The organism is Gammaproteobacteria bacterium (assembly GCA_021647245.1).
Classification (GTDB): Bacteria; Pseudomonadota; Gammaproteobacteria; order RBG-16-57-12; family RBG-16-57-12; genus JAFLJP01.
Genome location: JAKIVC010000028.1, coordinates 24,813 through 40,733, shown reverse-complemented (window position 1 = coordinate 40,733; position 15,921 = coordinate 24,813). Strand labels below are relative to the sequence as shown.

Below are 15,921 nucleotides of genomic sequence, written 5' to 3'. Positions count from 1 at the left end.
TTATAAACTGTATGACTACCGTAACGATACTCCATAACACAACACCCCCTCTGTGCTTAGTTACAGTATCGCAGATAAATCTGACCGCCTAAAGGCGGTGGTTTCAACCTTTATTAGGGACGAATGAAGGGCGGGCTTGAAGCTTGGGCGGCGTTGGCACAGCAGATGGAGGAAGCGACGCAGGGTGACAAACCCCCAGCGTAACGACCCAGCCTGTTCACCTTTTCTTCAACGCTTGGGTTATAGCTCAAGAAAGCGCAGGCAATCTTTATCCAGCCATTGGTGTGCCTGGTTGAGGATGCTCTCTCCCTGCTCTGTTGTCATTAACGTATGGTGGCTGCCTACTTCACCTTTGCGGATGAATTGCCCCGGTTTGAATAACGGTTTGTCTGCTGAATCCTGGCGTGAAAATTTTTCATCGTGTTGTTTCATCCACTCAAATGAGCTGTATTCACGTGCGCGGGCCTTTTGTTCTGCGGTGATCTGCCACGCTAAAAAGTCGGTAATTTGTTCCATGCAGGCGGCGAGATTTTGTTTCATATCCTGGTAACGTAACCACAGTACATTGGGGTGGTCGTGATAAGGCCACCAGCTTTTGATATTGCGATACCACGCGCCATCTGAGAGCCACTGCTCGACATGTTGATCAAATGATTGTGGGTAGGGTATGCCGGTTTGTGCACGGGTGGCATCGGTCATATTGATAATGTGGTGATACATGCTGACGCAGCAATCACGGGGGTCGCGTGATGACAAAATGATATTTACGCTATCAATGCCGGGGGTCTGTTCGGCGGTGCAGTGGGTTTTGAAAATACGCGGATCTGGCAACGCTGCAAACTGTTGCAGCCGTTGTTGCCACGTCTGATGGTGGTGTGGTTTCTCCAGCCAGGGCACTACGTCGTTGATTGATCTGAAGCTATCATCGCCGCCACTGCGTAGCTGATGCAGTATTTGTTGCATCCAGGTTGTCCCTGATTTGGGTGCGGTGGTGATGAGAATGTCACTGTGGCGCGGTTCAAAGTGAGCCAGTATTCGAGGGTCATGGGTGGGTGTGCTCTCTCCCCAGCGTGGCTCGAGTGATGGGTTTTCTCTATTGAAATCCATAATGTATCGCCTCTTCATGTAGGGGGTTTTATCTACGCATGCCCTTTTTGATGAGTGTAACTCAGGTGACAGATTGTGCTTGCGAAATCGTGCACTATAGCACTCTTGGTAACCCACTAATGGTAACTGTCACGATGGGTGTTGCAAAAAAAGGTGTTTCGTCTGCTGTTCCCTCGCCTGCTTGTTGTGATGAGCGGCGCGAGCCACTGCCGTGGCATAAACCTAAAGCATGGCAAGATGACCCACAGGCGGCGGCACGGGTGGAGACGATTATGGCCAGCCCCGGGTATCGCCAGGGCGATCAGGATGTGGAGTTTCTGGGGCTGGATGCTACCCGTGGTGTGCGCTTGCAGCTTGACTACCTTAAGCCTGAGTTGCTGCTGCAACAGCAAGGTGTTGAGCACACGATTGTGGTCTTTGGGGGTACTCGCTTGCAAGAGCCTGAAGCGGCACTGCGCAAGGTGGATGCGTTGCAGCAGGCGCTATTGGTCGACCCTGAAAATAAGCGGCTTCAACAGCGCCTGAGTGTGGCCCGCTCTATTCAGGCAAAAAGTGGCTACTATCACGAGGCACGGAGATTGGGACGGCTGGTTGCAACCTCAGGGAGAGGGCCTGATGACTGCAAGGTAACACTGGTCACCGGCGGTGGGCCGGGCATTATGGAGGCGGCAAATCGAGGCGCTTTCGATGTGGGCGCTCAATCCATCGGCCTTAATATCACCCTGCCCCATGAGCAGTATCCTAACCCCTATATCACCCCCGATCTCTGCTTTAGGTTTCACTATTTTGCGGTGCGCAAGCTGCACTTTGTTAAACGTGCCAAGGCGCTGGTGGCTTTCCCCGGGGGCTACGGCACACTGGATGAACTGTTTGAAACCCTGACGCTGATTCAAACCCGCAGTATTGCGCCACTGCCGGTGGTGCTGGTGGGTGAATCTTTCTGGCGACAGGCGGTGAATGTGGATTTCCTGGTGGATGAAGGGGTGATTGATGCGGAGGATCGAGAGCTGTTCTGGTACGCCGAAACAGCAGATGAAATTTGGCAGGGTATTCAAGAGTGGCATCGGGCCAGTGGTAAGCCACTGATAAATCATACAAACAACAAGGAGTAGTGGATGAATATTTCCTTTCACGGTGCTGACCGTGGTGTTACCGGCTCTTGTCACTTGGTACAGTGTGGTGATAAGCAGGTGCTGATCGATTGTGGCCTCTATCAGGGAGGGCACGAGCTGCGCGAGGAGAACCGCCAGCCCTTCGGCTTTGATCCCGCTGCGGTGGATTATCTACTACTGACCCATGCTCACCTTGACCATTGTGGGCGTATTCCATTGTTGGTTCAGCAAGGCTTTAAGGGTGAAATTATCACCACGGCGGCCAGTCGTGAGCTGGCTAGACTGGTGATGCTGGACTCTGCAAACCTCCAAGAGCAGGAGGCCGAGTGGCAGTCGCGCAAGGCGGCTCGTCATGGAAAAAAGGGCGAGCAGATTACACCGCTTTACACGTTGCTGGATGCCTTGAACAGCCTGGACTATTTTGGGCGCAGTGCACGATACGGAAAATCGCTGCAACTGGATGAGGGTATTCAGGCCACTTTTGTCGATGCCGGGCATATTCTCGGTTCTGCTTGTGTGTTGCTGGAGCTGGAAGAGGATGGCCAGCAACGGCGGGTACTTTTTTCAGGCGACCTGGGCTACAGTAACCGAGCTATTCTGCGTGATTCGGCACCACCCCCCGCAGCCGATGTGGTGGTGATGGAGACTACCTACGGTGATCGCTTACACAAGCCGCTGCAACCCTCTATTGATGAGCTGTATGAAGCAGTTTCCGATACCTTTCAACGGGGTGGCAATGTGATTATCCCCAGCTTTGCTCTGGAGCGTACTCAAGAGATTCTATACGCCCTCCGTGAGGGAGTAATGAGTGGCAAATTGCCAGCGGCAATGCAGGTGTTTCTTGATTCGCCGATGGCCATCTCCGCCACCGAAATCTTTCAACGTCACCCTGAGTGTTACGATAAAAAAACCGGCAAACTGTTCCGCAAAGGGGAGGATCCTTTTGGCTTTCCCGGCCTGCACTTTACCCGCGAGACAAGAGATTCTATGGCCCTTAATCAGATCACGGCAGGTGCGGTGATTATTGCAGGTTCAGGTATGTGTACTGGTGGACGGGTGCGCCATCACCTTAAACATAATCTGTGGCGGCGTGACAGTAGTGTAATATTTGTCGGTTTTGCCGCCCGTGGCACATTGGCGCGCCAAATTGTTGATGGTGCAAAGCAGGTGCGTATCTATGGAGAGGAGATACAGGTGCGCGCCCGCATCTATACCATTGGTGGTTTCTCTGCCCATGCGGATCGGGGTGAGCTACTGGCTTGGCACCAGCAAATTGGCAACCCGGACACCACCTATTTGGTTCATGGTGAAGAACAGGTGATGGCATCGTTTGCAGATCAACTTAAGCCCAGCCAAGTGATTATGCCAAAGTTACATCAGGCATTTTCGCTATCAAGGTGAAATGGCTTGAGCGACAGCGTATCCGCTATACGCTCAGACACCACCCGGTTCCTCATCGGGCCTGGGGGCGCTTGATGCACGAATCGGCCCTTTTTAGCGGCTTGAGTGCGGTGAAAAGGGCGCACCTGCGGGAGCTGACAACGCTGTTTTTGCAGCGCAAAACCCTCAGTGGTGTTCAGGGGCTGGAGGTCTCAATCGAAATGGCGATGAGCGTGGCAGCGCAGGCCACGCTGCTCGTTTTGGAACTGGGGCTGGATTATTATAATGACTGGATTGAAGTGGTGATCTATCCCGGGGCTTTTCGGGTAGAGAGAGAGAGTAGCGATGAGAGGGGGCTGGTCACACATCAAGAGCAAACTTTGAGTGGTGAGTCGTGGTTACGAGGGCCGGTGATTCTCTCTTGGGATGAGGTGGCTGCCGGCATGAGAGTAGCCGCCCACGGCCACAATGTGGTGGTGCACGAGTTTGCCCACAAACTGGACATGCTTAATGGGCGAGCCAATGGCATGCCGCCACTGCACTCCGATATGGTACGAAAGCAGTGGACAGCGGTTTTCAGTCGCGCCTTTAGCCATCTACAACAGCAACTGATACACCATCAACACGCTTGGGTAGATGCTTACGCCGCAACAGCACCTGCCGAGTTTTTTTCCGTGGTGAGTGAAGGTTTTTTTACCGACCCGCATCGCCTACGGAGTCATTACCCTGAAGTTTATGAACAGCTGGTGCAGTTTTATCGGCAAAATCCTGCAACAAGGCATTTATAAGGAAAAACCATGACTGATTCTCCGCTTTATACCCGCTGGTTTAATGAGCTGACCATCGATGATGTACCGCTGGTGGGCGGTAAAAATGCTTCACTGGGGGAGATGTATCAAAATCTGACGGCTGAAGGGGTTCGCGTGCCTAACGGCTTTGCAGTCACCGCAACGGCATATCAATATGTGCTGGACTATAATAGCGCCTGGTCGTCGTTACATGGAGCACTTGACGGGCTTGACCCCGATAATATTAACGACCTACAACAGCGCGGCGAGCAGGCCAGAGCCATTATTTATGGCTGCACCCTACCCGCAGATTTAAGGGGTGAAATTTTAGCCGCCTATGCAAAACTTAAGCAGCAGTATGGCGAAAATATCTCTCTGGCGGTGCGCTCTTCCGCCACCGCCGAAGACTCGCCCGAGGCCTCTTTTGCCGGTCAAAACGATAGCTACCTCAATATCAGCGGTGAAGATGCCTTGCTGGATGCTTACCAGCGTTGTCTAGTCTCCAATTTCACCGACCGCTCTATCCACTACAAACATGATAACCACTATGACCTCTACAAGGTTCACCTCTCGGTGGTGATTATGAAAATGGTGCGCAGCGATATAGGTGCCAGCGGTGTGATGTTTTCACTGGATACGGAGAGCGGTTTTAACGATGTTGTGTTTATCAACGGGGCGTTGGGGTTGGGAGAAAATATTGTACAGGGCACCATTGATCCGGATAGCTTTTATGTACACAAGCCAACGTTTAATCAAGGGTTTCGCGCCGTTCTCAAACGGAAGCTGGGCAGTAAAGAGCAGAAGATGATTTTTTCCGACACCCTTAGCAGCAAAAGCATTGCGCTGGAGTACACCCAAAATATTGAGACCTCTCTCGAGGAGAGAAGCCACTTCTGCATCTCGGATGAGGAGGTGATGGTTTTGGCCGATTACGCCATAAAAGTTGAAAATCACTACTCCAGGCAGGCCGACTACCACAAGCCGATGGATATGGAGTGGGCTAAAGATGGTATTGATGGCCAACTCTATATGGTACAGGCCCGCCCCGAAACGGTGGAGTCCCAGAGAACCGGCAATATTTTGCAAATTTACCACCTCAAAGAGAAGTCGCCCCTATTGGTGCACGGCCAAGCGGTGGGTACCCGTATTGGCGCAGGCAGGGTACGGATCATTAACGATATGAATGCTCTACATGATTTTCAGCCTGGCGAGGTGCTGGTTGCGGATACCACCACGCCAGATTGGGAGCCAATAATGAAAATGGCTGCGGCCATTATTACCAACCGGGGTGGCCGTACTTGCCACGCTGCAATCGTATCGCGGGAGCTGGGAGTACCGGCTATTGTCGGTACCGGTAATGGCACCCACCGGCTCAAAAATGGACAAGCCGTTACGGTCTGTTGCGCTGAGGGCGAGATTGGGAGTGTCTACAGTGGGGTGCTCGAATTTGAAGTCCAGCAAACAGACCTCAGTCAGCTAGCGCAACCTGAAACCCGCATCATGATGAACCTGGGAAACCCCGATCAGGCGTTTAGTCTGGCCTCACTGCCGGTGGATGGCATCGGCCTAGCACGGATGGAGTTCATTATTAATAACTACATCAAGGTGCACCCGATGGCTCTCATCCACCCGGAAAAAGTAGACGATGCGGTAGCTAGCGAGATCGCGGCACTCAGTAGCGCCTACCAAGACCCGATAGAGTTTTTTGTTAAAACCCTCGCTGAAGGGGTTGCCACCATCGCCTCGGCGGTCTATCCCAAACCCTGCGTGGTGCGCATGAGTGATTTCAAGAGTAATGAGTATGCCAGCCTGCTCGGTGGCGCAGTTTTTGAGCCACAAGAGGATAACCCGATGATCGGTTTTCGCGGAGCCGCTCGCTATACCCACCCCGCATATATGGAAGGCTTTGCACTGGAGTGTGCGGCGATGAAGCGGGTACGTGATGAAATGGGCCTGACCAATGTCAAGCTGATGATCCCCTTTTGCCGTCGGGTGGAGGAGGCCAAAAAGGTATTGGCCTCAATGGCTAAACAGGGGCTTGGCCGTGGTCAAAATGGGCTGGAGATATACGTTATGTGTGAAATACCCAATAACGTGATTCAAATAGATGCCTTTGCCCAACTGTTTGACGGTATCTCCATAGGCTCTAATGACCTGGCTCAACTGGTGCTGGGGGTGGATCGTGACTCAGAGATCGTCGCCTTCGACTTTGATGAGCGTGACCCCGGTGTGAAACAGATGATCCGCATGGCAGTCGAAGGCGCACGTCGCAACGGCTGCCACTCCGGTATCTGTGGCCAAGCACCCTCAGACTACCCGGATATGGCTGAGTTTTTGGTCTCCATCGGCATCGACTCCATCAGCCTCACGCCAGATACTGTTCTTTCCACGCTGCAGCACGTGCTGGCAGTAGAAGCGGGCTCACAGGGGAGTGTAGGAACCAGAGCCTCTTGTACCCCGTAAGATAAAACCCCCTTTGCCACTCAGCCAATACTGGGCACACCTAATAGCTTGAGTGCTTTGCGGATCTCGGCGGTGGCATCCTGCAACATGCGGATTGCTTTGGGATAGTCGGTTTCCGTGGCCGTTTTTCGTGCGGTGTCTGCCATTCGTTTTGCTTCATGTACATGGCGCATGGCGAGCATTCTGATCCCTTTGCTTGGGTTTTTCTGTTCAATTGCGATAGGTATCAGCTCTTCATAGCCAATATACTTGTTCAGCTCATATTTAAACTCCGCCTCGGGTGTATCAAGGTTGAGTTCATAGACGATTTTTCGCCCTGTCATCATTTGGCGAATTGCCGCCTGAATCATGTCCCGTGCGACACCCAGACTCTCATTTGCGCGGATGTAATCACCTTTACTCGCCTGCTGTTCCGCCTGCTGCTCCAGTCGCTTCACACTTTTATGATCGTAATTTACGCCGGCACCCATACCGTGTTGTGCGGTCAGCTTTTCGTAATTGCGCTTATGCAGATCTTTGGCAACGGCGACCTCTTCTTTTAATCCGGGGAATGCATTTTCCCATTTCATTTTCAACTCTTCGCTCGGCACCATGCGACCGGCCAAGTTGAACAGACGCAGTGCTTCACCCAGCGTGGCATCGGCCTCAAGAAGTTGATCACGGGCTATCTGCCTTTCGACTTTATCCAGTTTATTCGCCACATCTTTGAGGATTAACTTTGCTTCCTGGTTATCACTATTGGAGATGCGACGGCCTGACTTGGTCATCAACATCATGCGTGCAAAACGCAGCTTTCTCGCGACATCGACTTTATTGGCCGGTGCAACCACGGGTGCTTTATTAACTGAATATTCGGAGACCATGGCCTTCAACGCCTCGGCATTGGCCGGTGCTCTACCCATTCCTACTGGGGCACCGGCTGGCTCGGTCGGTGCCTGGGCCAGCACAATGGCGTTGTCAGAATTAAACTCTATACGTTCGATAGTGGGATAATTGGCGGTGGCCTTTTTAGCACCCAACTGTTCCATCAGAAAGGTATCGTGTCGTCCACCCAATGCCGCCACCTGCGCAACCGGCTTAGGCGGAGCAATAACTTCTGTCACCGCCACCTCGGTGGGGTGCTCTGCCCCGGCTTTTGCGGTAACACCACCACAACCGCTCAGTATGAAGAGCGTTGTGATAATTAAAATATTGGATTTTTTATACATTTTCGACATAACAACTACCTATAAGTCTCAATGGGAGGGCTTCACACCTCGAATCTACAAAACAGCTCACTATTGGAGGCTCTTGCTACAACGCTTGGTTATTTTTGTACTCAACCTGCCACATACTCCCTCTTTCTGTGGGAAAGCGCCTTGATTTGAGTCAAAACATAAACACGCTGAACAGTGACCAAAACAGTACTATTTGCGACCTTTCTTGCGATTTTCACGGCGTATGCGCGCACGCGGGGTATGTTTTTTGGGTGATCTGGCTTTACTTTTTCTCAGCTTCACCGGGTTGCGTTTGGTTTCGATGACCTCTTTGGCGCGGCGAATAATCGCGCGCTGCTCTGCTATGGGTGTCAGTCCAACCCATTTGCGGCAAAGGTTGACCTGTTTCTCGTCAAGTAACTCACAGCGCCCAGGACGCAGGCTGCGCTCTAACCAGATGTCGCCATATCGGACACGTACCAGGCGACTTACCGCAATGCCTTGTGACTCCCAAAGGCGGCGTACTTCACGGTTGCGCCCCTCTTTTAGCGTGACGTGGTACCAGTGGTTGGAGGCTTCACCGCCGCTGTCCATTATTTTTTCAAATTTGGCGAGCCCATCATCCAGCATCACACCCTGTAGCAGGCGTTGCGCCATCTCTTCAGTGACCTGGCCAAATACCCGCACCGCATATTCGCGTTCAATTTCTGACGAGGGGTGCATGAGGCGATTTGCCAGCTCACCGTCAGTGGTCAGCATGATCAAACCACTGGTGTTGATATCTAAACGGCCTACGGCGATCCAACTTCCTTTTTTCAGCTTGGGTAGCTTTTTAAAAATGGTTGGACGCTTTTCAGGGTCGTGACGGGTACAAACCTCGCCCACTTGCTTATGGTAGAGCAGTATTTGGCAGGGTTGCTGGATCAGCTTATCTTGGCTAACCGGCTGGCCATCTACTTGAACTCTATCTTCCGGGCCGATCTGATCACCCAGCACGGCGGTGCGACCATTCACCTTGATTTTTCCGTCGCTGATCAAGGTCTCTATGGCTCGGCGGGAGGCGATGCCAGCCCGTGCCAGAACTTTTTGTATTCTTTCACTCATTATTGTCTACCGTGGCAGGTTTTACCTGCCGTTGTCTCGCTGTTAATGCTCATCACTGATCGTATCCAGTTTTTGAGCCGCCATCAGTGATGGCAGTTGATCTGCATTTTGCAGATTGAAGTAATCAAGAAAAGTATCGGTTGTTGCATAGAGTGCCGGCTTTCCCGGAACCTCTCGCTGTCCAGCCACCCGCACCCACTCTCGTTCTGTCAGGGTTTTAATTATACTGCTACTAACGGCCACACCGCGAATATCTTCGATTTCAGCGCGGCTGATCGGTTGCCGGTAGGCGATTAACGCCAAGGTTTCCAGTAGTGCTTTGGAGTAGCGTGGTGGTCGCTCTTCCCAGAGCCGGGATACCCAAGGCGCAGCCTCTTGAGCGACTTGAAAGCGGTAACCCGTTGCGACTGTTTTCAGCTCCACGCCACGCCCTTGGTACTCCTGTTGTAGTGTTGCAAGGGCTTCGCGCACTTGGGCTTCACTGGGCTGCCACTCATCCGAGAAGAGCCGCGTGATTCGTTTGATACTGAGCGGTTGACCCGCTGCCAGCAGCATCGCTTCAATAATATTTTTGAGTGATGCGCTTGCGGTGGGCATCAAGCAATACCTTTTACGTGGATGTTCTCATAAGGCTCAACTTGCACTACCTCAATCAACTGCTCTTTGTGTAGCTCAAGAATCGCCAGCAACGTGACAATAAGGCCACCACGCCCTTCGCCCTGTTGAAACAGTTCACTAAAAGCGGTGAAGCTATGCGGGGTAACCCGTGCAAGAATAGCATTCATGCGCTCACGCACCGAGAGCCGTTCTCTCTCTATTGTGTGGTGAGTCGTGTGCGCGGTGCGTTGCACTACGTCACGAAAGGCTAAGAGAATGCTCTTTAACTCAACCTCTGGGTGCTGCTTCTGCTGCTGAAGGGGGGGTAGATCAATTTTCACCTCAAAAGTGTCGCGTTCCATGCGGGGAAGTTGATCCAGCGCTTCGGCGGCCTTTTTATAGCGTTCATATGCCTGTAGTCGCTGAACCAGCTCGGCCCGAGGGTCTACCTCATCCTGCGCTTCACTTTGTGCGGCAGGCGGCAGCAGCATGCGCGATTTAATTTCGGCCAGCATCGCCGCCATGACGAGATAATCCGCGGCTAGCGTCAGGTCAATCGCCTCCATCAACGCAACGTATTTCATATATTGGCGAGTCACCTCGGCAATGGGAATATTCAATATATCGAGATTGTGGCTACGAATCAGGTAGATCAGCAGATCCAGCGGCCCCTCAAAGGTCTCTAAAAAAACCTCCAGTGCATCAGGTGGTATAAAGAGCCCTTTCGGCAGACGCACGACCGGCTTGCCATTCACCTTCGCCAGCAACGCCTCTGCGGGTGGTGCAACCAGGCTGTTCATTTGAGTCGCCTCAGGTTAACGATATAGGCCCATCGCCTGGCGCACCTCTGCCAAGGTTTGGCGTGCAACGCTTCGCGCTGCTTCAGCACCCTCTTCAAGTATATTACGCACCAGGTCGGGCTGCTCTTCAAATCCTTTGGCTCGCTCTTGAATGGGGGCCAGTTCAGCCTGAACCGCTTCAATAATCGGCGCTTTGCAATCAACACAACCAATGCCCGCGCTACGACAACCCTTATCAGCCCACTCTTTGGTCTCTTCAGATGAGTAGACTTCATGCAGCTGCCACACCGGACAATCTTCTGGGTTACCCGGATCATTGCGGCGCACACGCTTGGTGTCGGTGGGCATGGTGCGTACTTTTTTGGCAATTGCATCGATATCATCACGCAACGAGATGGTATTGCCATATGATTTGGACATTTTCTGTCCATCCAGCCCAGGCATTTTCGAGGCGGCGGTGAGCAGTGCCTGTGGCTCTGGCAGAATAATTTTAGAGCCGCCCTCCAGATAGCCCATCAAGCGTTCACAGTCTGCCAGGGTGATGTTTTGTTGGTCGCCCAGCAGGGCTTGTGCGGTGGCCAGTGCATCGACATCACCCTGTTCTTGGTAGCCTTTGCGTAATTTATGGTAGAGCTTACTGGCCTTTTTACCCATTTTGCTGGCCGCTTGCTCCGCCCGCTCTTTAAAGTCTGGCTCACGACCATAAAGGTGGTTAAAGCGGCGGGCCACTTCCCGCGTTAACTCCACATGGCAAACCTGATCTTCGCCCACCGGCACATGTCCCGCCTTATAGATGAGGATATCCGCACTCTGTAACAGCGGATAACCCAGAAAACCATAGGTTGCCAGATCTTTTTCACGCAGCTTTTCCTGCTGGTCTTTATAGGTAGGCACTCGCTCCAACCAGCTCAGAGGGGTCATCATCGAGAGCAATAGATGTAATTCAGCGTGTTCTGGCACTTGTGACTGCACAAATATCCGGGCATCTTTTGGGTTTACCCCCGCCGCCAGCCAATCAATCGCCATCTCAATACAGCTATTCTGAATGTTTTTTGGGTTTTCATACTCGGTGGTCAGCGCATGCCAATCGGCTATAAAAAAGAAGCACTCATACTCATGTTGCAGTGCCAGCCAGTTTTTAAGTACGCCGTGGTAGTGACCAAGATGAAGCTTTCCAGTGGGTCGCATTCCAGAAAGGACTCGCTGATTTTTCATTATGAAATTTTACCTTTGTTATACCCTCATTCGCAGATCAAAACGCATAGGCTGCACAACCGCTTGATGCCACATCATCTCTTTCTGAAAATTAGGGTTATAAATTAAATACTTTGAAGATAATCTGTTCGAAAAATTGCACCGGCACACCCAATACGTTACTAAGCAGGCCACTTATCAGCAGCACCAGCAGTACAATAAAACCATAGGGCTCGAGCTTGGCAAATGTGTATGAAAGTGGGCCAGGCAGCAGGCTTTCAATAATTCGGCCACCATCAAGGGGCAGGATCGGTAACAGGTTGAGTACCATCAATATCAGGTTGAAGGTAATACCCACTATCCCCATCAACACCAGTGGTGTGGCAAACCAGGCAGCATCCCCCCCTAGGCTGAGGCCGATTTTTGCCATCAGTGCCCAAAACAGTGCCATCAAAAGATTGGCCGCAGGTCCCGCCACGGCAACCAATGCCATATCACGCTTGGGGTTTTTCAGGTTTTCCCAGGTGACCGGGACCGGTTTTGCCCAGCCGAAAATAAACCCTCCCAGCATCAGCAACACCAGAGGAACCAGGATGGTGCCGATAGGGTCAATATGTTTAATGGGGTTTAAGGTCAACCGACCCAGCATTTTTGCCGTTGGGTCACCCAGCAGCTTGGCAACCCAGCCATGGGCCACTTCGTGGAGTACAATTGCAAATAACAGCGGCAATATGGAGATTGCAATGGTTTGGGGTATCGAGAGTCCTAACATCGGGAAATTATACCTAGATAAGCGGGTGCTTGTTAGTACTTATTGCGCGCCGATGTACGATCATTAGTCAATTACACCGTTCACGTCACCCTGCCCCTGGCGGAGCAGTATCGGCAGCTCCTCTTCGAGGCCGATGACCGTGGTGGGTTCAAAACCACAAAAACCCCCATCAATCACTAGCTCTAGCCGGTGTTCTAGGGTTTGTCGAATATCGTAGGGGTCGGTCAACGGCAACTCATCTTCGGGTAAGATCAGTGTGGAACTCATCAACGGTTCGCCCAGGCTTTCAATAATCGCCTGTGCAATACGGTTATCCGGAATACGCAGGCCGATGGTTTTTCGCTTGGGGTTTTGGAGCCGTCGCGGTACATCTCGGGTGGCAGGTAAAATAAAGGTAAAAGGGCCTGGGGTTAAGGTTTTAATGAGCCGAAATGCGCTATTACCCACTTTGGCGTAGGTTGATATTTCAGTAAGATCGCGGCAGACAATGGTAAAGTTATGCTCTTTGTCGACACGACGAATATCACGAATAGTATCCTGAGCCGCCTTGTCTCCCAGACAACAACCCAGCGCGTAACCCGAATCTGTCGGATAAGCGATAACCCCGCCACGTTGAAGAATATCGACTGTTTGGCTTATCAGACGATTTTGCGGGTTATCTGGGTGAATTTGAAAGAATTGACTCATTTAAAATTTGCCACTTAAATAATATTGTAAAAACAGTGAAAACAGCGCTGCCACTCTAAGGAAGCTCTGCTGGACACCCCGACATTGGGCGACCCTGTTGCAGCCCCCAACTTTCCCAAATCGCAGTGCAATCATCGGGCAGTGGAGCGAGTCGACCCAGCTCGACCCAGCGATTTTCCGGGCCATGATAATCCGAGCCTACCGATGCCAGCAACCCCATCTGATTGGCGAGATTTGCCATGGTAAAAGACTCATCTTTGGAATGACTACCACACACCACTTCCAATCCAACGCCGCCACACTCTTTAAATTCGCCCAGCATTCGACGGCGTTTGGTGGCGGTCATAGCGTAACGTGCCGGATGGGCTACAACGGCTTGCCCACCGGAATCGACAATCCATTTTAAGCCATCTTCAAAATCGGCCCACTGACTAGAGAGAAAGCCTGGACGGCCTTTTTTAAGATAGCGGGTAAAAGCCTCTTGCATCCCCTTCACATACCCTTGTTGTAATAGAAAACGTGCAAAATGTGTGCGACTCAACAGCTTTCCCTTTGCCAGTGCCGTTACGCCAGCCAGTACATCGGGGATATTGGCTTTGCTCTCCAGACGACGGGCGATCTCTTCGCCTCGCCACTGGCGATATATTTGCAACTGAGCCAGTCCATCACGCAATGCGGGGTATTCAGGGTCAATACCCAGCGCCACTATATGCAGTGTCTGGTTATTCCAGCTCACAGAGAGCTCGAGGCCATTAATCAGCTCGATGCCATGTTTTTTCGCCTCTACCCTCGCCTCATCCAGCCCCGCTGTGGTGTCGTGGTCAGTTAACGCCAGTACATCAACTTCTTGCAGCGCCGCATGTTGAATCAGTTCTTGGGGGGTTAAGGTGCCATCTGATGCGGTGGAGTGACAGTGTAGATCGTATTTTTTTGACATGACACTATTGTAACTCAACCGAGCACAACCGTGTTGTGGATAGTGATAAAAATATTGGAGTAATTCTAAATTGAAATATTGGGCGATAGGTTATGCAGATATTCTGGAAAACTAATCCTGTGAGACAATCGCCATAATGCGTTGAGTTATCTTTTCCAGCGGCAGCTCTTCGTCGGTTGCACCGCGTTTTACCGCTTCACCAGGCATGCCCCACACCACCGATGTTTTTTCATCCTGAGCGATACAGTAAGCGCCTCGATCATGGAGCCTCTTCATGCCGTCTGCACCATCGGCCCCCATACCCGTCAGCATAATAGCGACCGCTTTTTTACCCACATGCTCGGCCACCGAGTCAAACAGCACTTCAACTGAGGGGCGGTGACGGTTTATTTTTTCATCACTACCTAAACGACACACAAAGCCTTCACTGCTCTTTTCAACTCTTAAATGGCTGTTACCCGGCGCGACATAGACATGTCCTGGCAGAATTTTTTGACCCTCTTCCGCCTCACACACCGCCACGGAGCAACAGCCATTCATGCGGCGTGCAAAAGGACCACTAAATGCCTCGGGTATGTGTTGTGCTATCACCACCGGGGGTGAGTCAGCGGGAAGACGAATCAGCACCTCTTTTAAGGCTTCTGGCCCACCCGTTGATGAGCCGATGGCAATCATGCGGTTGGTGAATTTAAAGCTACGTTTGCACTCAACCGGGGCTCTTAATGCAGACTCCTTTGCCGTATTTTGATGGTGTCGCAGGTTGGCGGTTGCCGCCGATTTCACCTTCTCAATAATATCTTGGCTAAATGCAGCCAAGCCTTCACGCAGGTCAATTTTTGGTTTGGCAATGTAATCAATTGCCCCAAGTTCCAGGGCTTCAAGGGTGACATCAGCACCTTTTTCGGTAAGGGTGGAGATCATCAACACCGGCATTGGCCGCAGGCGCATCAGATTACGCAAAAAGGTGATGCCATCCATCTTTGGCATCTCAATATCCAATGTAATCACATCAGGATTGAGTGCCTTTATCTTCTCTCTTGCAATTAATGGGTCACCCGCAGTGCCAATCACTTCCACGCCGGGGTCCGCATTCAGGATTTCACTCAGTATTTGCCGAACAAGTGCTGAGTCATCAACAATCAATACTTTTATTTTATTATTAGAATCCGTCATTTAAAATAACTCAACATCACCACCCACTGGCTTTTCCTTGAGTGATTCTTGATAATCCACTTCACGCCGTATAATGGTATCGTTATGCATGCTCTGAAATTTCTTCATTTTTGCCCGCCCGGTCAGTGGAAAGTAAATCACCTTTCTGGGGTAGATGTCGCCCAAGTCCTGAGCATGAATATTCAGTGATTCCGTCTTCAGGTAGTCGATTACAAATTCAATATTACGCTCACCGACATTAGACATGTTTTTGACGATTTTTCCGCCGCCAAACAGTTTTATTTCCAGGTTGCGCCGTTCGCCACCATTTTTAAGAATCTCATTAATCAGGTGCTCCATGGCAAAATTACCATAGCGGTTGGCCTCACTCAGCCAGCTCCCCTTGCGGCTACTACTTGAACCCGGCAGCATGAAGTGATTCATACCGCCAATACCAAAAATTTTATCCCGGATACAAGCAGAAACACATGAACCCAAAACGGTTGCCACTAGCTCGTCATGGGTGGTGACATAACACTCTCCGGGTAAAATTTTTGCGACATATTTTCCATGGTATTTATCCCAATATCGATTGACACCTTCAAAACCAGGCAAGGGGTCAAGCATTGGGT

Annotated in this window: 15 protein-coding genes; 4 read left to right on the top strand and 11 right to left on the bottom strand. The window is 51.4% G+C overall.

The features are described 5' to 3' along the window. Positions 1–240: 240 nt before the first annotated feature. Positions 241–1,107: a sulfotransferase domain-containing protein gene (locus tag L3J94_09345; GenBank protein MCF6218938.1), complete on the bottom strand. Its 867-nt coding sequence runs from the start codon at positions 1,105–1,107 to the stop codon at positions 241–243. Positions 1,108–1,226: 119 nt separating this feature from the next. Here L3J94_09345 and L3J94_09340 point away from each other — a divergent pair, with 119 nt between their 5' ends. The 4 genes from L3J94_09340 to ppsA are packed head-to-tail and all read left to right on the top strand — an operon-like array spanning position 1,227 to position 6,850. Beyond that, a complete protein-coding gene (locus L3J94_09340) occupies positions 1,227–2,219 on the top strand; it encodes a TIGR00730 family Rossman fold protein (protein ID MCF6218937.1) in 993 nt (330 codons plus the stop codon). A 3-nt stretch (positions 2,220–2,222) separates the two neighbouring features. Beyond that, positions 2,223–3,620 (top strand): MBL fold metallo-hydrolase, encoded by a 1,398-nt coding sequence (locus L3J94_09335; protein MCF6218936.1) that lies wholly within the window; start codon positions 2,223–2,225, stop codon positions 3,618–3,620. Further along, a complete protein-coding gene (locus tag L3J94_09330) occupies positions 3,617–4,387 on the top strand; it encodes a zinc-dependent peptidase (GenBank protein ID MCF6218935.1) in 771 nt (256 codons plus the stop codon). The genes L3J94_09335 and L3J94_09330 overlap by 4 nt, the downstream gene beginning before the upstream one ends. A gap of 9 nt (positions 4,388–4,396) precedes the next feature. Further along, entirely contained in the window at positions 4,397–6,850 is a 2,454-nt protein-coding gene (ppsA, locus tag L3J94_09325) for a phosphoenolpyruvate synthase (protein ID MCF6218934.1), read from the top strand. Positions 6,851–6,870: 20 nt separating this feature from the next. Here ppsA and L3J94_09320 read toward each other — a convergent pair whose 3' ends face one another. The 10 genes from L3J94_09320 to cheD all read right to left on the bottom strand — a co-directional run bounded on the left by L3J94_09320 (position 6,871) and on the right by cheD (position 15,916). After that, a complete protein-coding gene (locus tag L3J94_09320; protein MCF6218933.1) occupies positions 6,871–8,067 on the bottom strand; it encodes a hypothetical protein in 1,197 nt (398 codons plus the stop codon). Between the two features lie 189 nt (positions 8,068–8,256). Then, the gene (locus L3J94_09315) at positions 8,257–9,150 is read right to left on the bottom strand and encodes a pseudouridine synthase (protein MCF6218932.1); all 894 of its coding nucleotides are present in this window, start codon (positions 9,148–9,150) and stop codon (positions 8,257–8,259) included. Positions 9,151–9,192: 42 nt separating this feature from the next. Further along, the gene (gene scpB / locus L3J94_09310; protein MCF6218931.1) at positions 9,193–9,747 is read right to left on the bottom strand and encodes an SMC-Scp complex subunit ScpB; all 555 of its coding nucleotides are present in this window, start codon (positions 9,745–9,747) and stop codon (positions 9,193–9,195) included. After that, entirely contained in the window at positions 9,747–10,547 is an 801-nt protein-coding gene (locus tag L3J94_09305) for a segregation/condensation protein A (protein MCF6218930.1), read from the bottom strand. Before L3J94_09305 ends, scpB begins: the two co-directional genes overlap by 1 nt. A gap of 15 nt (positions 10,548–10,562) precedes the next feature. After that, positions 10,563–11,762, bottom strand: a complete 1,200-nt coding sequence (locus L3J94_09300; GenBank protein ID MCF6218929.1) for a tryptophan--tRNA ligase — start codon at positions 11,760–11,762, stop codon at positions 10,563–10,565. 97 nt (positions 11,763–11,859) lie between these two features. After that, complete coding sequence (locus L3J94_09295; protein ID MCF6218928.1) at positions 11,860–12,513, bottom strand: site-2 protease family protein; 654 nt, start codon at positions 12,511–12,513, stop codon at positions 11,860–11,862. A 63-nt stretch (positions 12,514–12,576) separates the two neighbouring features. Continuing rightward, positions 12,577–13,200, bottom strand: a complete 624-nt coding sequence (locus L3J94_09290) for a threonylcarbamoyl-AMP synthase (GenBank protein MCF6218927.1) — start codon at positions 13,198–13,200, stop codon at positions 12,577–12,579. Between the two features lie 55 nt (positions 13,201–13,255). After that, complete coding sequence (locus L3J94_09285) at positions 13,256–14,137, bottom strand: PHP domain-containing protein (GenBank protein MCF6218926.1); 882 nt, start codon at positions 14,135–14,137, stop codon at positions 13,256–13,258. A gap of 111 nt (positions 14,138–14,248) precedes the next feature. After that, positions 14,249–15,310 carry a chemotaxis response regulator protein-glutamate methylesterase gene (locus L3J94_09280; GenBank protein MCF6218925.1) on the bottom strand — a complete coding sequence of 354 codons (1,062 nt, stop codon included), beginning with the start codon at positions 15,308–15,310 and terminating at the stop codon, positions 14,249–14,251. Next, a complete protein-coding gene (gene cheD / locus L3J94_09275) occupies positions 15,311–15,916 on the bottom strand; it encodes a chemoreceptor glutamine deamidase CheD (GenBank protein MCF6218924.1) in 606 nt (201 codons plus the stop codon). Positions 15,917–15,921 lie beyond the last annotated feature (5 nt).